A 21,025-nucleotide genomic window follows, 5' to 3' on the forward strand; every position below is an offset into this window, starting at 1 on the left:
AAAACTTATTATACGAGGAGGGGTAGTAATGGAAGAACAAAGTGTAAAGGCGATTCAAGATGATTATCCAGATAGTTTTGCTTGGTGTTACGGCTGTGGACGATTAAATGAGGAGGGGCACCACTTTCGAACAGTCTGGCAAGGGGAAAATACAGTAACTGTTTATACACCGTCAAAGGATCATTTGGCACTTCCAGGTTTTGTTTATGGTGGAGTAATCGCATCATTAATTGATTGTCATGGTACAGGTTCAGCCGCATTAGCATTACATAGAAAAAACGGTCACGAACCGGGAGATGGTTCGGAACCACCTCGTTTTGTTACAGCATCTCTAAAGGTCGACTTTCTTAAACCCACACCACATGGTGTTCCGTTAAAAGCGATTGGGACAGTAGAGGAAATTCACCCTAAAAAGTGGAAAGTTGCTACGGAAGTATTTGCAAATGATGAGCTTTGTGTTCGCGGTGAAGTAGTAGCTGTCGTAATGCCAAGTACGTTTTTGAAAAAGGAATGATGATGGGAGTCTAGGAGGGTAACATAATGGACGAACAAACATTTGAGTATTCACTGGATTATGCTCTCCAATTGGATGCCGAAGATTCGTTAGCTAAATATCAGGCCGAATTTTATAAAAAAAAGGGGATCATCTATCTTGATGGGAATTCGCTAGGGTTATTATCTAAACGAGCGGAGAAGTCATTATTGGAATTGCTAGATTCATGGAGAAACTTTGGGATTGATGGATGGACAGAAGGAGATTATCCGTGGTTTGACCTATCTGAACGACTTGGAAAAATGATTGCTCCACTAATTGGTGCTTTGGACGATGAGGTAATCGTAAGCGGTTCCACAACGACTAATCTTCACCAATTAGTTGCGACCTTTTTTGAACCAAATGGGAGAAGAAACAAAATTCTTGCAGATGAATTAAATTTCCCTTCGGATATTTATACCCTTCAAAGCCAGCTTAAGCTTAGAGGTTTTGATCCTGGGACACATTTATTACGAGTGAAAAGTCGAGATGGCCGAGTGATAGAGGAAGATGATATTATTGCTGCAATGACAGAGGAAGTGGCCATAATACTTTTGCCAAGCGTGTTATATCGGAGCGGGCAAATTTTAGATATGAAACGATTGACAAATGAAGCACACAAACGTGGAATTATCATCGGCTTTGATCTATGCCATTCCATCGGCGCAATAAAGCATTGGCTCGATGAATGGGATGTGGATTTTGCTGTTTGGTGTAATTACAAATATTTAAATAGTGGACCTGGTGCGGTGGGTGGATTGTATGTTAATAAGCGACACTTCGGACGTTTACCCGGTCTTGCAGGGTGGTTTAGTTCACAAAAGGATAAACAATTCGATATGGAGCATATCTTATCCGCCGCGGAACATGCCGGAGCTTATCAAATTGGGACTCCACATATATTGAGTATGGCACCGTTAATCGGTTCCCTTGAAATGTTTGAAGAAGCGGGGATGGATCATCTGCGCAATAAATCTTTGCAAATCACTCGATATATGATGAATCTTATCACATATGAGTTAAATGATATGGGGTTTACTATAGGGAATCCGTTGGATGATCATCGCCGTGGTGGACATATTTATTTGGAGCATAAAGAAGCAGCAAGAATTTGTAGGGCATTGAAAGCGAACGGTGTTATCCCTGATTTCCGCGCACCAAATGGGATAAGGCTTGCACCAGTTGCACTTTATACTACGTATGAAGAGGTTTGGAATTCTGTTCAGCTATTGAAAAAGATTATGGAGGATGAACAGTATAAGCAATTTGAAAATAAGCGTGGCGTAGTGGCGTAGGTTTTGAACAAATTTAGTGGGGATGAATAGATACTTCATCCCCACTAAATCTTTAGTTTGAATCTCCAACATATTGAATTCCTATTTCTTCACTTTCGATTATTTTTAGGTCTTTCGGGATGCGTAAATAGAGAATTTGGAAACCGAAGCTACTGTTGAAATCATCATCCCTTAAGGATGGTTCCTCTGTAAATTGTTTGAGTGTCATATCTTTATGAAATAATGCAAAATTAAGTTTTACTGGTTTAGGCGGAATCAAGGTAAGTGTATTGTTTGACCATTTTAATTGGTCGGATGGAACTTTTTCGGTAACATCGATGCTATCAACATACGATTTTGTTTTATAAAAAATTCCTTCTATTAGCTTATCGTCTGTCGTTTTTCTCTCGACTATAATAGTGGGAGTTATGTCGTCAGGTTCAGGAGCGACAATCTTCAATTGCTTCCCCGTATATTTCTTTTCCCACTTACTGCTAATAAAGGAGGGGTCAATTTGTTCAATATTACCAGTATTTATCGCATCGTATAGATGGTTGCTAATCTTATCGTATTCCGCGTCATCAATATAAACCTTAGCAGGTGTATGCTTTTGAGGGATAAAAGCATAAATGCCAGCAGCAAGGATGAGTATGAGCATATAACTAATGACCATCCAGAAAATCCGTTTGTTAGATAAATAGAAGCGTTGTTTTTTATGCTTTTGAGTCAACTGATTTTTATTTTTACTTTGTATAATGTAAAAGATTCCCCAAATAATTAAGAAAATAAATATTATGGGAATGAAGGCTCCTACAGCATTCATTGTTTAACCTCCATTCGATTGGATATTGCGATGGCGAAGGCAAAAAGCATTCCGGCGGTTATTATTACTTTGATACCAAATAATATAATAGATTGTTCAGTTGTAAAAAACTCCGTAATATTCTTTAAAATACGTACAAATCGATTATTATCTCCCCAAATAATTAACCCGATATAAAGTCCGGGCAGTAATAAAATAAATCCTTTGTGGAGCTGAACGAGTGTTCCTGTTACATAACCAAGGGCACAAAATAGTAATACATAAAGGATAGAGGAAGTAATCCCAATGAGAATATCCATCGGTACGTATCCTGCGCCCGTATATACTTGTCGATTTACGAAGAAATAAACGATCATTTTTAACAGAAATCCTGATAAAAAGAATGTTAGCCCCCCTAAAATGCTAGCTGTTAACAGAATTAGGAAGTTAGATAGGTGACTGCAAACTCTTGTTGTAACAAATGAAAAGTCATCAAATCTATTGGCTTTTGTTGTCAGTAAAATCGCTGAAATAAAGGCCCACAAAAAAGTAAAAAACATCATAGTAGTAGAAGAATAATATGAAACATTATACTCAATATTATTGCCACCACCACCACCGCCGCCAGTTCCACCCAGCGAAAACAGGATTCCTACTATCTGCAGGATTACCATTGAACTAAAGATTCGGTTATAGGATTTAAGCTTGAAAAAATACTGCCTCTTTATAATTTCAGGAAGATTCACTTCAATTAAAGACATCATCAATGCCTCCTTTAAATGTGCTTGTTAAGTAAACACATACATCACTTGCTGAAACAGGAGAAACCTCAATTCCTGCTAATTGAATATTATCTAGATCAAAAGAAGTAAGATCATTTTTAATCACGGCATACAGGGAATTATTCCCTAACTCTTGAATATGGAGAAGATCACTATTTTTAGTCCATTGTTCGACGAGTGATTTTTGCCCTTTGAGCCCGATTGCCCATTCTTTAATATCGGATATTGGCCGATGTAATAGGACTTTTCCATCTTTAATGAGTAGTACATCTTCCAATATATCTTCAATTTCATCTAAATGATGACTGGACAAAAGAATTGTTCTAGGGTGGGCAATGTAATCCTTTAATAATGCTCGGTAAAAATCCTTTCGAACTGCAGCGTCCATTCCAGTTGTCGGTTCATCAAAAATAGTTAATGGACAGCGAGATGACAGTCCTATAACCATATTAAATGTATTTCTCATCCCTCTAGATAAATTACTATAGTATTGATTAGGATGAAGAGAAAAATAGTCAAATAGACGAAGTGCAAGTTGATGATCCCAATTTTTATAGAAGCGACGGCCCTCTTCTAAAATTTCAATTAGCTGTAAGGTAGCGGGTAGATTCATTTGATCATCGATATAAATGGTATTTGCAGACACGAAAAGATTATTAAAAGGATTTTTTGAAAATACTTTAATTTCACCTGAGGTTTCACGGAAAAATCCTGCAATAATTTTCAAAAGCGTCGTTTTTCCGGCACCGTTTCTTCCAATAACCCCAGTAATTGTGTTTGGCTCAATCGTAAAAGAGATATTTTTCAATACTTGCGCATTTGGATATGATTTTGCCAAATTGCTACAATAAACGGCATTCATTTTCCAACCCCCTTAATTTCCTTAATTGCATTTTTAATCATTTGTACCAATTCAACTTCCGAAACATTTAGAGTATTAGCTTCATGGACTGTCTCGAAAACAAGTCTTTTTAATGTTTGGCTTTTTCTTTTGGAAAGGATGATTTCTTGTGCATTGTCTGTGACAAACATGCCAAGACCACGCTTTTTATAAAGGATGTTTTCATCAGCCAATATATTTAATCCCTTTGCGGCAGTTGCTGGATTAATTGTAAACATTTCAGCAAGTTGGTATTGCGAATAGACCTTTTGATCAGTACTTAAATTCCCGTTAATAATTTCATTTTCCAGCCACTCTGAAATTTGCACATAAATAGGCTTTAAACCATCTGTGTTTAATTTCAAAATATGTCCTCCTCTCGAGGATTAGTGCGTTAGTGTTGTAATGTAGTATATATGGTTTTAATAAAAAATACAATAGGCTTATTGAATAATTTAATTTTTTGGCAAGAAAAAGAGCCATGATTATTTTCATGGCTTTAGTGATAAGGGGTTATTTATTTGTTCCATGTTGTTTTGTAGGCAAAACTTTATTTGGACTGCCATGTCCGCGGTTTTTGTTCTTTTCTTGCTTTTCCTGATCTTCATGTAATTTTTTTACAAAATCATGTGTATCCATAAATGAATCCTCCTAACAAGAATGTCATTTTTACTATAACCCTAAAGAGGATAAACAATTCGTAAGGAATAGAAGTTAAGAAGGTGATTAGGTTATGTATACATTTAGGTAAACATGTACACTTAAACGTGTACAGAAGTATACATTATAGTGTACATGTAAACAAATGTGTACACATTCATAAATAAGAAGGATTCTTGTTGTTTGAGTGATGTTTACGAAACTGTATACAAGATTACAAAATTGTTTCTATTAATAAATCTTCATGTTACTTTTTTATGACATATTGACGGTTCATACCTGTTTCTATAACCTTTATACTAGGTTGTTTTTTGAAATAAGTACTTTCAAAAATAGCTAAACTTAATATAAATTGAAAGGGATGATGATTTTGACAAACTCTCGAATCGCAGCAATTGATGTAGGTAATGACTCATTAAAAGGAATATTTGGAGAGCTGGAAACCGAAATAAATATTCCAAATGTCATTGCAAGAGATATAGAAGATCGTCCTATCATAGGTTTAGAGGAGTTAGATCAACAAAACCCCATAGAAGGAATACATATTCGTGTCCACTCCCCCATTCTTAAAGATAACAATGCCATTTATCGGGTTGGTCACCTCGCGACAAAAAGTGACAATTCTACTGAGCTTGATCCTGGAAGCAGTAAATCAGAAGAAGACCAAACACTTGTTATGTTATTCGCAAGCCTAGCTCTAGACGCTGTAAGTGAAGAAAATAGTCAGAAGTTTAAGCGATCCAATAATGTTATCGAGGCAAATTATACCCTAGGTACTGGATTACCTCTTAGGGAAGTGAAGGAAGGAAAAGATGTAGGCTTTCGTTCACGTCTACTCGGATCTGTGCATCAAGTTGAATTTTTAGTTACTCCTAAATATCAAGGGAAGAAGGTAAATATTCGATTTGATGAAGTGAAAGTGTATCCGGAAGGTTTTGCTGCTTATATTAATTTAGTAATGGATAACAATTTAAATATCATTAATAAAGAGTTGATTGATAAACGAATTCTTATTCAAGATATCGGTGGTCTATCTACAGATATTGCTGTAATTAAAAATCGTAAAGTAGACGATGATAAGGCGCAAGGGTATAACTTAGGTGTTTCAGAGTCTCTTGAATCCATAAGGGAAGAAATACGCTCAAAACATGGTGTTGAATTGGATAGTAGACGAGATGTTGTAGAAATCATTACAAAGAAAAACGATCGAAACCATATTATGGTTAAAGGTAGTCGGACAAGCGTACATGATATTGTAGATAGAACTTTATTTGATTTAGCTAAAAAACAATATCGTATTTTAAGAAATACTTGGCAAAAGAATTCGCAAACTGAAATTTGCTATTTTATCGGTGGAGGCTCAATTATTTTAAAAGATTATCTGAAAACGATGAATAACAATCTTGATGGATATAATATCGACTTTTTTGAAGATGAAAGAGAAAGCATTTGGATGATGGCTAATGCTTACTATAAATTAATCATGGATTTTTCTCGCAAAAATAAACCAGTTGAACCAAAAGAAGAAAAGAAGTTAGCTAAAACCCAATAAGGTGATTAGATGAAAGATATTGAGATGAAGAGGGGGCAGCCCATCACATTCCGTCTCCCCTCCGATACCCCTGATCACATTTTGAGACATTTAGAACGAATGAAAGAAACAGAAAGAAGAAACTTTTCAAGTAAAATTGCGGAAATGGTCTTGGCTGGGGTAGGACAATCTTTATCGAAACATCGAGAGACATTAACGATTCCATTACCAAAGAGGCTTAATAAAGCCCAACGAAGCTGGTTAAAGCATGAGCAGTCACAGGCCTTGTTAGGAAGTATCGTTTATCAATTATTAACTGATCCAGTAAAGACAGCTTCCCTTATAGCATCAATAAACCAAGGTTCCGTTGAGGAAATCAACAGCCCGTTTTATACTGAAGAATCACCTACAGATCCGGATGATATGGAAATTAATGTCGATGAAATCAAGCATGACAATCAGCAATCTGATCCAGAAACGCCTAATCAAGAAGACGATTTAGAAAACTTTGATTGGCAAATAGCCAGACAGGAATCGGCATACACAAAGGAAAACGAAGAACCAGAACCATCCGAAGACATACAAGACCTCCTTGGAGACTTCCTAGCACAAATGAATAAATAAAAACTTCAATTTTAAAAAAAGGTGTCAGGCACCTCTCGTGGACAAATGTCCACAGACGGTGCCTGACACCTTTTATGCTTTTTCTTCAAACATTTTTGTGATTTCTACGATTACTTTTGTTGCTTTGATCATATTATCGACTGAAATGTATTCGAATTTGCCGTGGAAGTTTTCACCGCCGGTAAATATATTTGGTGTTGGAAGTCCCATGTAGGATAATTGGGAACCATCGGTACCACCGCGAATCGGTGAAACAACAGGCTCGATTTCTAGACGCTTCATTGCATCGTAGGCGATATCGACAATATGTTTAACTGGTTCAATTTTGTCTTTCATATTGTAATATTGATCATTCATTTCTAAAGTGATGTTCTTTTCTCCATATTTAGCTTTCAAATCATTTACGATCCGCTCTAAATTAGCCTTTTTCGCATTGAATTTTTCTTTATCATGATCCCTAATAATATAGTTCATTTTTGTTAGTTCTACATCGCCGCTCATGGAAAGTAAATGGTAAAAGCCATCATAGCCTTCAGTAAATTCAGGCGCCTCATCTTGTGGAAGCATATTTTGCAGTTCCATGGCAATTTTGAGGGAGTTAACCATTTTGTCTTTAGCTGAACCAGGGTGAATATTGTTTCCGTTTATAGTAACTTTTGCCCCAGCAGCATTAAAGCTTTCATATTCTAGTTCTCCTAATGGTCCACCATCTACTGTATATGCATAACTTGCATTGAATGCAGGTACATCAAATTTATGTGGCCCTCTTCCAATCTCTTCATCAGGTGTAAAGGCTACTCTCACTTTTCCGTGCTTAATTTCCGGATGCTGAATTAAATAAGCCATTGCCGTCATAATTTCGGCAATTCCTGCTTTATTATCCGCACCAAGAAGGGTAGTGCCGTCTGTTGTGATTAGCGTATGTCCTTTGTAATTGGCTAGATTAGGAAAATCACTTGGAGATAAGACAATATGTAATGAGTCGTTTAAAACAATATCTTGCCCATCATAATTTTCAACTAATTGGGGTTTTACATTTTTTCCTGTAAAGTCTGTCGCTGTGTCAACATGTGCTAAAAATCCAATTGTAGGAACCTCTTTTTCTGTATTGGAAGGAAGGGTGGCCATCACATAGCCATTTTCATCAATTGTGACTTCTTCCATGCCAATTTCCTTTAATTCCTCTACGAGCATATGAAGAAGTGTCCATTGTCCCGGTGTAGAAGGACATGTTTCACTCTCCTCGTTTGATTGAGTATCCACTTTTACATAGGAAGTAAATCTTTTAATAATTTCGTCTTTCATTACATTCATCTCCCTGTTATCATAATATTTTTATTTTATCATGAACCTTAATACAAGGTACAATTCAAGTTTTTCTGTATAGGGTATTAAACTCGTTATTACGACGAAGCTTTTGCCACTTCCGTACGAATCTTTATTGTTTTCCGTTCCCAAGGCTTAGTCATCCATCTTCTTAAGGCGAAGCTTCCCCTAAACCATTCGTCTGCTCCTTGTGCAATCCAAATGCCTAATAATCCAAGTTCAAAGCGCACTCCGAGTAAGTAGCTTAGTACAACGGCCACTCCCCACATTGAAATGATCCCTATAATGACAGGAAAACGAACATCTCCAGCAGATTTCAATGAACTCATTAGAACGATGTTCATTGCTCTTCCCGGCTCAACAACGACAATCGCCCATAATACAGGAAGCCCGATTGCGATTATTTCTTGATTGTCGGTAAAAAGCTTTAATACAGGCGAACCAACTAGGGCTAACAGGAGAGAAGCAATAAAAGATGCACACATCGCAATTTTTAAAGTCTTAATTCCCCTTCGAAGTGCGCGTTCATATTGCTTGCCACCAATATAGCGGGCAACCAATAATTGAGTCCCTTGTGCGATGGCTAATGTAAATAAGTAGCAAATCATAGAGAGATTTAATAAATAAATTCGCGAAGCTAGGGCCGAAGTACCAATAGCGACAACAAACCCAGTAATAACTAACTGTGACAATTGATAAGACAGATTTTCACCCGCAGATGGTATCCCGATAGCAAGAAGGCTTTTAACGTCTTCTTTTTTCGCATGAAATATATCCTTAATCGTTAATTTTAAAGAAAGTCTTTTATAAACAAAATAAATAAGTGCTGCAACCGCAAAAATTCGTGCGGCGAACATTGCCCAGGAAACGCCGATTACACCTGTAATCGGGAGGCCCATTATGCCTGTAGTCGCAAGGATATTCCCACCAATACTAATTAAATCCATAATAACAGTAACAATCATTGATTCCTTCGTATATCCATGGCTTCGAAGGACAGCACTTAAAGCAAGTGACAGTGATTCAAGAAAAAGTGATGCCCCGACGATACGGACAAAAATAAATCCATAATCAAATACTTTACCGTGAATATCAAATAAACGAAGTAAATGTTCACCAAACAAAAATACGATAACAGCAATGATTAATCCGAACCAGAAATTTAAGCCAAAAACGGAGCGTGAAAGCTGTCTTGCTTTTTTATATTGCTTTGCACCAATATTTTGGCTAATTAAAACAGTTGCCCCAATTGAGGTAACGGTAAACACTAAAATAAATATATTTAGTAATTGGTTTGCTACCCCTACACCGGATGCTGCGTCATCGGAATAGTGACTGAGCATCAGTGTAGCCATAATCCCCATTCCCATGTGCAATGTTAATTCGATTAAAAGCGGCCAAGTTATATTGAAAAGGGTCTGATCTTGAAATTTACTTGTATCAGTATTCAATTGTATTCTCCTACTCTAAAATAATATACAAAATCCATTGTAACTCTATACATATATTTCGGAAATAGAAAAATATGATAATTCATAAAAAAGGATGAACGATGTGTTGTCGTCCATCCTAATTGCTAAACGTTTTATTGGAAAATCCGATCAATTTTATCAATTTCCTCATTCGATAATTGAATGTCTAATGTTTTTAAATTCCTTCTTACTTGATCAGGCTGTTTCGCACCAGGGATGAGTGCGTCAATCGATTCACGTGATAAATACCATGCAAGTACAACATGTGCGACCTCTGCTCCTTTTGCTTGGGCAATTTCGCGTACTTGTTCAACCTTTTCGAGATTTTTAATAAAGGTTTCGCCGGTAAATAAAGGGCTTTTTGCGCGACCGTCATTAAAGGTTGTATCCTTTGTATATTTACCCCCTAATAAGCCTGAAGCGAGCGGAAAATAAGGAACGAAAGAAATATTCGATTTTGCTGTATAAGGAAGAAGCTCTTTCTCAGCCTCACGTTTAAATAAATTGTATTCCGACTGCAATACATCTACATAGCCATCTTTATTTGCTTCCTTTAATTGCTCAATAGAAAAATTAGAAACACCGATTGCTCTTATTTTACCTTGGTCTTTCAATTCCTTTAATGCACCTACTGCTTCATCCTTAGGTGTGTCAGTATCGGGGAAGTGAATATAAAATAAATCAATATAGTCGGTTTGTAATCTTTTTAAGCTATCGTCCACAGCTGCTTTTAAGAATGCGGGGGAATTGTCCATTACAATCTTGCCATCGACAAATTTATGCGCCCCTTTTGTAGCAATAATTGTATCTTGGCGCAATCCTTTTTCCTTTAATACTTCTCCAATTAATATTTCCGAACGTTCAGGGCCGTAAATGAAGGCTGTGTCCAAAAAGTTGATACCACTTTCAAGTGCTTCTCGAACAACATCCTTACCTGTTTCCTCCTTTAAATCCGGATAAATGTTATGACCACCTACAGCATTTGTACCAAGACCAATTGGATTGACATAAAGGTCTGTTTTTCCAAGCCTAACTCGTTTGTCCATTACCCTTCATCTCCTTTATTTGACTTATAGCCATCATATCAAAACAGCCCTATTCAAAAGTATTAATTTGCTCAAATATTTCCAACTGAAGTAGTGGGGATTTATATAAAGTAACATATTGTGCAATGGAAAAGGCGTCTAGATAGACGCCTTTGCAATTCCTAACTATAGATTGTGGAAAAGTACATAGTCACCCGGTCCAATCATTGCTACGCCAACAACAACCGCAATCAATACGAAATTATATTCAAAACCGTTATTTGTTAACCAATACCCATTACGTCCGTGAACGGACAGAATTGCGTCGATCATAATAATAACAATTAGTCCGGCGCCGATCGGTGTAAATACACCCGCAGCAAAAAGTAATCCTCCGACTAACTCAAACAGCCCCGCTAAAATAGCCCAAATAGTGCCTCCCGGTTTGATTCCAATTGATTCAAGCCATTCACCGGTTTTACTAATGCCTGTTCCGCCGAACCAGCCAAATAATTTTTGCGCTCCATGACCAACAAAAGTTAATCCAATAACAAGACGAATAATAAGTAATCCGATATCAGCCATAAAAGTCCCTCTTTCATATTCCTTATTTATGCGATAATAAGTCTAAGTTTTTTATGGTTATTAGTCAAAATAAGTGCAACCTATTTTAAAAAAAGCAACCTTTTGACTAGGAATTAATTAGGACTATTTCCCCGCTTATTCCAAAAATATTTTCTAATTACAGTATGAACGGAGGAGTATTTTTTATTCATCTTTAAAGGTATGTACGGTCGTGCCTATTTTTGAATAGCTGGGTGAACAGTATTTCCCCATATAGGAAACCTGCCGTATAAAAACCTGGAAAGAATGAAAAATAGGACTTAGGAAATTAATGAAGGATGGTTAAGGAATGAAAAAGAAGAATAGTCCAGTTTTTGAAAATAAATCACTTGTCATTTGGAAAATGGCAATTGCCACAGCATTATCCTGGGAACTAGCAAAGTTTACGGGATCGCATCATCCCTATTTGGCACCTTTGACAGTTATTTTATGTATGAAACCATTACTTAATCAAACGATCCTTTTTGCTTTTTATCGTTTTATTGGAACAGTGTTTGGAATTATCCTCGTTATTATGGTTGCCAAATCCCTTCAATTAAATGGATTAACTTTAGGAATATTAATTTTAAGTGGGGGTTTTATTGCGAAATGGTTTAAGTTAGATATGAACGCTATCGAGCAAGTGGCATTAACGATTTTGCTTGTATTTGTATTCGAGCAAAAGTCTGAACACTATGCTTTTGATCGGATCAAAGATATGTTAATCGGTGCAGCGGTAGCGATAATAGTAAATGTATATATCTTCCCATCAACTTTTGTAAAAAGGGCTGCTACGGCATTTAACGAGTATAGTTCCGAATTGTCAACCATGTTTTCAGAATATTCATTATGGATTTTGGTGGCTGTTATCCTGTCAAAGGGAACGAATATAAAGAACAATTAAAGAAGACTGTACAGGAACTTCAACAAATGAAAAAGGATGTAAAAAAGACGGCCAAAACGTTTGGATACTTCCCATTCTGTATGAAGAAAAAAACAATTTTAAAAGAGATTTATCAAAAAACAAAACAAATAAGCGATGGTTATAGTTATTTGCTCAATGTAACAGAAACATTTAAAGAATGGGGATCGTCAGAAACGATGACTGAAGCTGATAAAGGGGTATGGTCAAATCAGATGAAACGATTTAATCGGGATATTGGTAATCTGAAAAAAGAGCAATCTTTCTCAAAAGGCAGTAATTTTCCATCCCTTTTGCCGGCAGAACAACTTGCGCAGCAGTATCATATATCATTAGTTCAAGTGACCAAACAGTTTATTAATCAAGAGAACGCCTAAGGGATTTTAAGAAACTATTCTATTTCTTCACACTAACTGAATATATTTATACATAGTAAGCCTGAAAGTGGTGTGAGATATGGACGATATTTTTCAAATTTTATCAAAGCTTTCTTTGATAAAAGGAAAAAGTGTATTGGCAACCATTATTCATGTTGAAGGATCCGCCTACAAAAAGGAAGGGTCCTGCATGCTAATAGCAGATGATGGAAGTCAAATCGGTTTGTTAAGTGCAGGATGTCTAGAGGAAGATTTGAGGTGGAAAGCAGAACAAGTCTTTCTTGATGGAATAGCGAGGATTTTTACCTATGATATGAAAGATGAAACAGATCTTGCTTGGGGTCAGGGAGCGGGCTGTAATGGCATTTTGCATATATTGTTAGAACCGATAAATCAACTATTAATGCAGAATTTATTCATGTTGAAGACATGCTTGGATGAGGGTGATTCAGTATTACAAATAAAGCAATTTGATAATGATTTTAATCTCGTATCAACAAGTTTTTTTCAGAAAAGGGCAAAGCCTTTGGTGATAAATGTCCTCACAGTATAGAAGTGAATGATTTTATCCAAAGTGGTTTAATGACTATTGAAAACTTATCCCCAGCATTTATACATCTATTTAAACCGAAGCCGCGATTAATTTTATTTGGAGCTGGTGAGGACGCAAAACCTTTAGTACATATTGCAGACTATATTGGGTTTCATGTCATACTCTGTGATTGGCGTCCCTCACATTGCAATAAAGCCAACTTTCCTAATGCACATACGATTATTCAAGGATTTCCACAGGAGATTTATGAAAAAATAAAATTAACACAACATGATTTCGTCGTGATTATGAGTCGTCATTTTCAAAGAGATAAAGAGTTCCTATCCTTAATTAAAAATGACAAACTATCATTTCTCGGTATATTAGGACCTAAGAAAAGAACAGTACGGTTACTTGGTGGTGGCGATATTCCCCAGTGGATTTCCTCTCCGGTAGGTATGGATATTGGTTCGAAAGGGGCAGAAGAAATTGCTATTAGCATTGTTGCCGAGATGATAAAGGTATTAAGAAAACGAACAACAGTGGGGTCGCCATGATTGTTGGTATTTATCTTGCAGCTGGACAGAGTAAAAGAATGGGCAGGAATAAGCTTGAGCTACCTTTAGGTGGTGAAAGCCTAGGAACAATTGCATTGAAAACAATTTTACAGACAGATCTTGATTATACAATAGTTATCACTAATCCTGCAGACAAACTTACGTGGATTCCCTCCACTTTAGTGAACACAACTATGTGGCGTTCGTATCCATGTCTTGAGGCGAATAATGGGCAATCGTATTCTTTAAAATGTGGAGTGAAAAAAGCAAAAGAACTAGGGGCAGATGCGGCAATGGTTTTTCTTGCTGATCAACCTTTCATTTCTAGAAAAATAGTGAATCAATTGATTTCTATATTTAAATCAAATATGGAATTAGACATTGTTTCAGCATCTTTTAATCATATCCAAAGACCTCCCGTTCTTTTTGCAAAAAACGTTTTTTCGGAAATTATGCGGTTACAAGGAGACCAAGGTGCAAGAGAACTAGTAAGAGGAAAAGAAATTGGCAAACGGAAGACTTTGGAATGTACCGATCGGTTGCAATTTGTAGATGTTGATCGAGAAAAAGAGTACCTATTGATTAGAAATCTAGTAAACAAAAACAAGTCGGGGAGGGGAAGACATTGAATATAATAGGAAAAAGTATCATACGTAAGGATGCATTTGATAAAGTGACAGGTAATGCAAAATATATAAATGATTTCACAACACAGGGCATGTTACATGCGGCTACTGTAATTAGTCCATTAGGTCATGCGATCATTAAATCAATAGATACGGAAGAAGCTCAGAAGATGACTGGTGTGAGGGCCGTCATTGCTGGTGAAAGATTTCCTTTAACCGGAGAGGAAATGCGCGACCGTCCACCGATAGCAGTTGATAAGGTTCGCTACCATGGAGAAGTTGTCGCATTAGTTGTCGCAGATACTCTATTCCTCGCTAAAAAGGCCGCGAACCTAATTAAAATTCAATATGAACCCCTACCAGTTGTCAATTCACCATCTGAAGCATTCAGTGAAAACGCTCCAATCATACACGAAAACCTAGGTAAATACGAAAAGATCCCTTCAGTTTATCCGGTTCCAGGAACGAATATAGCCAGTTTACAAAAAATTCGCAAAGGCAGAATCGAACAAGGATGGAATGAGAGCGATGTAACAGTCGAGGCAAGTTTTTCCTTTAAACCTTCGGATCATGCTGCAATGGAAACGCGATGCTCGACTGCAGAAATAAAACCTGATGGAACCATCCTCATTTCAACGACCTCCCAAGCACCTTTTATGGTAAAGAGGCTAATTAGCCACTATTTTGGGGAAGATGTCGGGAAGATTATTGTTAACACACCACTTGTAGGTGGGGCATATGGTGGCAAGGCGTCTGTACAAACGGAGATTCTTGCTTATCTTGCCTCAAAAGCCGTTGGCGGGCGTCCTGTTAAACTCGCCTATTCAAGAGAAGAGGATATGCTTTCCGCACCATGTCATATCGGACTTGATGCAACGATTAAATTAGGATGTACAAAGGAGGGAATATTAAAGGCAGCCGAAATCACTTTTTTATTTGATGGAGGTGCCTACTCAGATAAATCTATTGATCTTAGTAGAGCAGCAGCTGTTGACTGCACAGGGCCTTATTACATTGAAAATATATGGTGTAATTCGTACTGTATGTATACGAATCATCCTTATGCAGCACCGTTTCGCGGGTTCAGTCACTCTGAGCTTTTATTTGCATTCGAACGAACGATGGATCTTTTAGCAGAAAAATTGCAAATGGATCCATTCGATCTACGTTACCAAAATGCAATTCTCCCCGGACAAACAACTCCAACGCAAGTCGTACTTAATCAAAGTATGGTCGGTGATTTACGAAAATGCATTGATCGAGTAAAGGAATTGGCGAATTGGGATGAAGGTCAAATAACAGAAGTAAATGATCGAATTGTCCGTGTAAAAGGGGCTAGCTGTGGGTGGAAAACGTCAACCATTGACCTTAATTCAAGCTCGGGTGTGATATTGACGTTTAATACTGATGGAAGCATTAATTTAATGTCGGGAGTCATTGAAATTGGTACAGGAACAAAAACCGTTCTTGCACAAATGCTTGCCGAGCGTTTACAAATGGATGTGAATAAGATTCATGTTCGAATGGAAGTGAATACACAAACAACGCCTGAACATTGGAAAACGGTAGCAAGCCGAGGAACTTTTCTGGCAGGAAGAGCACTGCTGGAAGCTGCAGATGATGTGGAACGACAGTTAAAAGAGGTTGCCTCATGTGTTTTACGCGTATCGCAAGAGGATTTAGTAGTGGCAAATTCGCGTGTATTTTTAAGAGATGATCCGAACGTTGGACTTGATTTTCCCGAAATCGTTTATGGCTACATGTACCCAAATGGCAACTCAATTGGGGGGCAAATTATCGGTAGGGGAAATTATATTTTGCGAAGATTAACAAATATTGACCGCGAGACAGGTGCCGGGAAGCCCGGTCCTGAATGGACGGTATGTGCTTCGGTCGTGGAGGTAGAATTTGATCGAAGGGATTATACTTATAAAATTATTCGGGCAAGCACAGTTGTGGATATTGGAAGGGTTTTAAATGAAAAGACAGCAAGAGGGCAAGTGATGGGGGCGATGAGTATGGGGCTTGCTTATGGAGGGAGAGAAACTTTTATTTTTGACGAGTTAGGGAGAATGCTAAATCCTCAACTACGAACCTATCGTCCAATTCATTATGGGGAGAATCCCGAGTATTTAGTAGATTTTATCGAAACCCCTATGTTAGATGCTCCGTACGGTTTACGAGGTGTTGGGGAACACGGAATATTAGGAATGCCTGCTGCATTAGGGAACAGTTTATCGAAGGCGGCAGGAGTATCGCTGCATCACCTCCCCCTTATTCCGGAGCTGATATGGAGGACAAAGGAGGGCACCATACGTGATTCCCTATGATTTTGATTATTATCAACCGTCAACCATTGAACAAGCAACATCTTTGTACCAATCACTGAGGCTCGATGGGAGAAAGCCGAAGTTTTTTTCAGGCGGAACGGAAATCATCACTCTTGGAAGATTAAACAAAGTGTATACAGATGCTGTCATTGATTTGAAAAAAATCCCCGAATATAACGTCGTATATGCTAGTGAAGATCGCCTAATCATTGGTGGAGGTCTTTCGCTTGTACAAATCGAAGAAACGAATCCCTTTCCACTATTAGCTAAAACAATAAGTGAAATTGCCGATCATACGGCTCGTACGAAAATTACAGTAGGCGGAAATATTTGTGCCCAAATCTTTTATCGAGAAGCGGTACTGCCCTTTTTATTAGCTGATAGTCTAATAGTAGTTGCTGAGTATAATGGCATTAAATTTTATCCGATTCATGAAGTTTTTAAGGAGTGTCTCTGTTTGAATGAAGGGTCATTTCTCCTCCAAGTTAGTACCGATCAAAAGTTGATTAGTGCACCATACATGACGGTGAAAAAACGGAAACAATGGAATACCGGTTACCCTCTTATTACTGTTGCGGCATTAAAGGTGGAAAATAAGATAAGAGTAGCTATAAGTGGCCTATGCTCTTTCCCGTTTCGTGCTTTTGAAATGGAGGAGTTTCTAAATAATAATCAACTTTCTTTGGAAGTAAGGGTCAATCAAGCAATAGGAAAGCTTCCTTCTTCGGTCTTAAATGATGTAGAGGGTTCTTCAGAGTATCGACTCTTCGTTTTAAAAAATACATTGATTGATATTTTGGTAGAATTGGAGAAGGAGTGAGGTTTAGTTATGTCTACTTTAGTTTCCGTTATATTACATGTAAATGGGGAGCAAAGGACGGTAAATATAAGGCCAGCAGAAACCTTGCTTAATGTACTACGAAATACGCTTGGGTTAACTGGGGCAAAGCCTGGATGTTTAAATGGGGATTGCGGTGCCTGTACTGTAAATATCGATGGATGGCCGATGAAATCCTGCCTTATGTTAGGGGTTGAAGCAGTCGATAAACAGATTACTACGATAGAAGGACTAGGAGGAGCACCTATTCAAGAAGCATTCGTTGAAACGTTTGCATTTCAGTGTGGTTACTGTACGCCGGGATTTATTATGAATTGCCATTCTCTCATTCAGAAACACCCAGATGCATCAAATGAAGTTATTCAAGAATGGCTTGAATCGAATATTTGCCGATGCACAGGGTATCAGGAAATTGAACAGGCGGTCAAGTCGGTGTTGGGAATGAAGAAATCCTCGGAATAGCGGGTGCACGTACCCGCTATTTGTATTTATTGTACTTATAATAAATATTCAGTTGTTCAATAGGGAGTATTACATATCCGAATCATCGATTAGAATAAAAATTATAATAATTATGTACAATTGATTGCTTCCATTCATGATAAAATTTATAATCGCTAAAGATGAATAGAAATTGATGGGGGATGCATCATGATACGCAGGTTTTTTTCATATTATAAGCCGCATAAGAAATTATTCATGATTGATTTTTTCAGTGCGGTCGTTGTTGCGATATTAGAATTAGGATTTCCGCTTGCTGTGCAATGGTTTATCGATAGCCTTTTACCGGATGGAAATTGGTCTACGATTGTGTCAGTGGGCTGCGGGTTGCTTGCACTTTATGTTATGAGTACGTTTTTGCAATATATAGTCAATTATTGGGGGCATAAGCTCGGAATCAATATTGAAACAGATATGAGGCAGCAGTTATTTCAGCATGTCCAAAAGCAATCGTTTCGCTTTTTTGATAATACGAAAACAGGGCATATTATGAGCCGGATTACGAATGATTTGTTTGATATAGGTGAACTTGCCCACCACGGGCCGGAAGATATGTTTATTGCTGTTATGACCTTTGTTGGCGCATTTTGGATAATGTTAACGATTAATGTTCAATTAGCCTTAGTAACAATTATTATTGTTCCTTTTTTAATTTGGTTAATTGCGGTTTGTAATATAAAAATGAATAAAGCATGGAAGCAAATGTATAGTGATATAGCAGACGTCAATGCCCGTGTGGAAGATAGTGTTTCCGGGGTACGTGTTGTTCAATCTTTTACAAATGAAAACTATGAAATTACTAGATTCACAAAAAATAATCGTCGTTTTAGAAAGGCAAAGCTTAGCGGTTACAAAGTGATGTCGTTTAGTAATTCGGGGATCTATATGATGACTCGATTCATTATTTTAGCAGTATTGATCTATGGCGCATGGTTAAGCTTCAATAATCATTTATCATATGGGGAGCTCGTTTCTTTTATCCTATATGTAAACGTGCTTTTTAAACCTGTGGATAAAATTAGTGCAATTATGGAGCTCTATCCGAAAGGAATGGCTGGTTTTAAACGGTTTATTGAGATGATTGATCAAGAACCGGAAGTCGTGGATCAAAAGGGTGCAACTGAAATTTCTTATCTTCACGGGGATATTGAGTTTGAGAATGTTTCCTTTAGTTATGATGAACATAAGCCTGTGCTGGAAAGTATTGATTTATCAATTCAAGCAGGGGAGACGATTGCTTTTGTTGGCCCATCTGGTGCAGGGAAAACGACCATTTGCTCGCTAATTCCGAGATTTTATGATGTGAACGAAGGAAGAATTTTAATTGACGGAATCGATATACGTGAGATGACAAAACAATCATTGAGATCACAAATTGGGATTGTTCAACAAGATGTTTTTCTCTTTACTGGAACGTTGCGTGAAAACATTGCCTATGGAAAATTAGATGCGACAGAAGAAGAAATCGTAGAAGCCGCAAGACGTGCGCATTTAGAGGAGTTTATTCATTCTCTGCCATTTGGATATGAAACGCAAATTGGCGAGCGAGGACTGAAGCTTTCCGGTGGACAAAAGCAACGAATTGCGATTGCGCGCATGTTTTTGAAAAACCCGCCCATTTTAATTTTGGATGAAGCAACATCGGCACTTGATACTGAAACGGAACGGATCATCCAACAAGCGTTAAATGAATTAGCAATGAACCGAACTACCTTAATCATTGCCCATCGTCTAGCAACTATTCAAAGCGCCGACAGAATCATCGTTGTTACCGAGGATGGCATTGCCGAAGAAGGAACACACAACGAACTCATCCAAAAAGGCGGCATCTTCGCGAAACTACACCAAGTCCAATACGAACAGCAGGGAGTGTAACTTCCTGCTGTTTTTGGTGGATCTGACAAAGGGTCTGGTCTTAAGTCCCGAAATATTGACTAAATAAATAGGAAAGCCATTTGCATTGAGGATGATTTCGAATATTTTCTAATAATCCTTTGACGATGGCAGGGCTATAAACGGGTTTTATTAGATGCTCTTTTAAGAGGACTAGGGACTCCTTTTCTATAGATTCCTCTAGTTCCATTATCTTTTGGTTAATACTCTTAATCATTTTTTCTTTTGTTAATTCTTCTGGAATTGCTATTTTACATAACTCTGCCAATTCCTCAGAAATAAAGGGAATGGTTGTATGTTGGGCAAGGAAATTGGTTTTCTCCTCTAGAGACTTGGACAGGCTTTCTAAGTCAATTGGAAAGTTATAAAAGAACAACAAATGGGAAAAGGTCCCCATAAAGCCTCGAATACAGTACATAAGATCATATTTTATGGCAGCTGCTTTTTTTCCATATAGACGGTCAATCATATATAGAATCGATTGATCGAACAGTTGATTATAGTACTGCAATTTAGAGAATAACTCCTGATTGAGTGAATGGGACTGTTCCTTCATCATGACTTGTGCAAAATCTGATTTCTGATGAAATGCGTGAAAAATAGCATAATAAAATTCATATAAAAGTTTATCATTATTTATTGAGCTTTTGACTATTCGGTCAACCTCAGCGGTTATTTGCATCATAAAGTAGTCGATAATGGCCAAAATCAATTCATCCTTTGATTTAAAGGACAAGTAGAAAGCACCCTTCGAGATCCCGCAATGATCGGTGATTTGTTGTACAGAAGTTGCCTCGAATCCTTGCTCAGCAAATAATTCTAACGCTTTTTCCATAATTAGTTGTTTTTTTTGCATTTTATTTGCTCACTCCTAGGGTCTTTTATTGACAATTGACTAATCGGTCATTAGTATAAGTAATTGAGTTCAACATGTCAAA

Annotated in this window: 23 protein-coding genes; 13 read left to right on the top strand and 10 right to left on the bottom strand. The window is 37.4% G+C overall.

Going from position 1 to position 21,025, the window contains the following annotated elements; all coding sequences use genetic code 11:
- The first annotated feature begins 28 nt into the window (after nt 1-28).
- Nucleotides 29-514, top strand: a complete 486-nt coding sequence (locus tag B5V89_RS11190; RefSeq protein ID WP_108072230.1) for a PaaI family thioesterase — start codon at nt 29-31, stop codon at nt 512-514.
- Between the two features lie 26 nt (nt 515-540).
- Entirely contained in the window at nt 541-1,827 is a 1,287-nt protein-coding gene (gene kynU, locus B5V89_RS11195) for a kynureninase (RefSeq protein WP_108072018.1), read from the top strand.
- A gap of 52 nt (nt 1,828-1,879) precedes the next feature.
- Here kynU and B5V89_RS11200 read toward each other — a convergent pair whose 3' ends face one another.
- From B5V89_RS11200 to B5V89_RS11220, 5 genes are all read right to left on the bottom strand, one after another.
- On the bottom strand, nt 1,880-2,629 hold the full coding sequence (locus tag B5V89_RS11200) for a hypothetical protein (RefSeq protein WP_108072020.1): 750 nt from the start codon (nt 2,627-2,629) through the stop codon (nt 1,880-1,882).
- On the bottom strand, nt 2,626-3,369 hold the full coding sequence (locus B5V89_RS11205) for a hypothetical protein (protein ID WP_108072022.1): 744 nt from the start codon (nt 3,367-3,369) through the stop codon (nt 2,626-2,628). The genes B5V89_RS11200 and B5V89_RS11205 overlap by 4 nt, the downstream gene beginning before the upstream one ends.
- Complete coding sequence (locus tag B5V89_RS11210; RefSeq protein ID WP_108072024.1) at nt 3,356-4,252, bottom strand: ABC transporter ATP-binding protein; 897 nt, start codon at nt 4,250-4,252, stop codon at nt 3,356-3,358. The genes B5V89_RS11205 and B5V89_RS11210 overlap by 14 nt, the downstream gene beginning before the upstream one ends.
- Nucleotides 4,249-4,635: a GntR family transcriptional regulator gene (locus B5V89_RS11215; RefSeq protein WP_108072026.1), complete on the bottom strand. Its 387-nt coding sequence runs from the start codon at nt 4,633-4,635 to the stop codon at nt 4,249-4,251. The genes B5V89_RS11210 and B5V89_RS11215 overlap by 4 nt, the downstream gene beginning before the upstream one ends.
- A gap of 148 nt (nt 4,636-4,783) precedes the next feature.
- The gene (locus tag B5V89_RS11220; RefSeq protein WP_108072028.1) at nt 4,784-4,909 is read right to left on the bottom strand and encodes a DUF4023 family protein; all 126 of its coding nucleotides are present in this window, start codon (nt 4,907-4,909) and stop codon (nt 4,784-4,786) included.
- A 391-nt stretch (nt 4,910-5,300) separates the two neighbouring features.
- Here B5V89_RS11220 and B5V89_RS11225 point away from each other — a divergent pair, with 391 nt between their 5' ends.
- Both B5V89_RS11225 and B5V89_RS11230 read left to right on the top strand, forming a co-directional pair.
- Complete coding sequence (locus B5V89_RS11225) at nt 5,301-6,482, top strand: ParM/StbA family protein (protein ID WP_108072030.1); 1,182 nt, start codon at nt 5,301-5,303, stop codon at nt 6,480-6,482.
- A 9-nt stretch (nt 6,483-6,491) separates the two neighbouring features.
- A complete protein-coding gene (locus tag B5V89_RS11230) occupies nt 6,492-7,085 on the top strand; it encodes a hypothetical protein (RefSeq protein ID WP_108072032.1) in 594 nt (197 codons plus the stop codon).
- A gap of 72 nt (nt 7,086-7,157) precedes the next feature.
- Here the strand turns inward: B5V89_RS11230 and pepT are convergent, their stop codons facing one another.
- The 4 genes from pepT to B5V89_RS11250 form a co-directional block, all read right to left on the bottom strand.
- Complete coding sequence (pepT, locus tag B5V89_RS11235) at nt 7,158-8,390, bottom strand: peptidase T (protein ID WP_108072034.1); 1,233 nt, start codon at nt 8,388-8,390, stop codon at nt 7,158-7,160.
- A 98-nt stretch (nt 8,391-8,488) separates the two neighbouring features.
- Complete coding sequence (locus tag B5V89_RS11240; protein WP_108072036.1) at nt 8,489-9,862, bottom strand: MATE family efflux transporter; 1,374 nt, start codon at nt 9,860-9,862, stop codon at nt 8,489-8,491.
- Nucleotides 9,863-9,996: 134 nt separating this feature from the next.
- Nucleotides 9,997-10,929, bottom strand: coding sequence for an aldo/keto reductase (locus B5V89_RS11245; protein WP_066230670.1), 933 nt, complete (start codon nt 10,927-10,929; stop codon nt 9,997-9,999).
- A gap of 165 nt (nt 10,930-11,094) precedes the next feature.
- Complete coding sequence (locus B5V89_RS11250) at nt 11,095-11,493, bottom strand: DoxX family protein (protein ID WP_107919859.1); 399 nt, start codon at nt 11,491-11,493, stop codon at nt 11,095-11,097.
- Between the two features lie 328 nt (nt 11,494-11,821).
- Between B5V89_RS11250 and B5V89_RS11255 the strand changes: the two genes are divergently transcribed.
- From B5V89_RS11255 to B5V89_RS11295, 9 genes are all read left to right on the top strand, one after another.
- Entirely contained in the window at nt 11,822-12,415 is a 594-nt protein-coding gene (locus tag B5V89_RS11255; RefSeq protein WP_108072038.1) for an FUSC family protein, read from the top strand.
- Between the two features lie 26 nt (nt 12,416-12,441).
- The gene (locus tag B5V89_RS11260; protein ID WP_142406522.1) at nt 12,442-12,810 is read left to right on the top strand and encodes a hypothetical protein; all 369 of its coding nucleotides are present in this window, start codon (nt 12,442-12,444) and stop codon (nt 12,808-12,810) included.
- A gap of 79 nt (nt 12,811-12,889) precedes the next feature.
- Nucleotides 12,890-13,363: an XdhC family protein gene (locus B5V89_RS11265; protein WP_108072042.1), complete on the top strand. Its 474-nt coding sequence runs from the start codon at nt 12,890-12,892 to the stop codon at nt 13,361-13,363.
- Between the two features lie 29 nt (nt 13,364-13,392).
- Nucleotides 13,393-13,899: an XdhC family protein gene (locus B5V89_RS11270; RefSeq protein WP_108072044.1), complete on the top strand. Its 507-nt coding sequence runs from the start codon at nt 13,393-13,395 to the stop codon at nt 13,897-13,899.
- Nucleotides 13,896-14,528 carry a nucleotidyltransferase family protein gene (locus B5V89_RS11275; RefSeq protein ID WP_107919856.1) on the top strand — a complete coding sequence of 211 codons (633 nt, stop codon included), beginning with the start codon at nt 13,896-13,898 and terminating at the stop codon, nt 14,526-14,528. Before B5V89_RS11270 ends, B5V89_RS11275 begins: the two co-directional genes overlap by 4 nt.
- A complete protein-coding gene (locus B5V89_RS11280; protein ID WP_108072046.1) occupies nt 14,525-16,855 on the top strand; it encodes a xanthine dehydrogenase family protein molybdopterin-binding subunit in 2,331 nt (776 codons plus the stop codon). The genes B5V89_RS11275 and B5V89_RS11280 overlap by 4 nt, the downstream gene beginning before the upstream one ends.
- Nucleotides 16,842-17,675: an FAD binding domain-containing protein gene (locus B5V89_RS11285; RefSeq protein ID WP_066230650.1), complete on the top strand. Its 834-nt coding sequence runs from the start codon at nt 16,842-16,844 to the stop codon at nt 17,673-17,675. Before B5V89_RS11280 ends, B5V89_RS11285 begins: the two co-directional genes overlap by 14 nt.
- A 9-nt stretch (nt 17,676-17,684) precedes the next feature.
- A complete protein-coding gene (locus B5V89_RS11290; RefSeq protein WP_066230647.1) occupies nt 17,685-18,155 on the top strand; it encodes a (2Fe-2S)-binding protein in 471 nt (156 codons plus the stop codon).
- A gap of 189 nt (nt 18,156-18,344) precedes the next feature.
- The gene (locus B5V89_RS11295) at nt 18,345-20,069 is read left to right on the top strand and encodes an ABC transporter ATP-binding protein (RefSeq protein ID WP_108072048.1); all 1,725 of its coding nucleotides are present in this window, start codon (nt 18,345-18,347) and stop codon (nt 20,067-20,069) included.
- 40 nt (nt 20,070-20,109) lie between these two features.
- Here the strand turns inward: B5V89_RS11295 and B5V89_RS11300 are convergent, their stop codons facing one another.
- Nucleotides 20,110-20,943 carry a TetR/AcrR family transcriptional regulator gene (locus tag B5V89_RS11300; protein ID WP_108072050.1) on the bottom strand — a complete coding sequence of 278 codons (834 nt, stop codon included), beginning with the start codon at nt 20,941-20,943 and terminating at the stop codon, nt 20,110-20,112.
- Nucleotides 20,944-21,025 lie beyond the last annotated feature (82 nt).

It is taken from the genome of Heyndrickxia sporothermodurans, assembly GCF_003055045.1.
GTDB classification, from domain to species: domain Bacteria; phylum Bacillota; class Bacilli; order Bacillales; family Bacillaceae_C; genus Heyndrickxia; species Heyndrickxia sporothermodurans.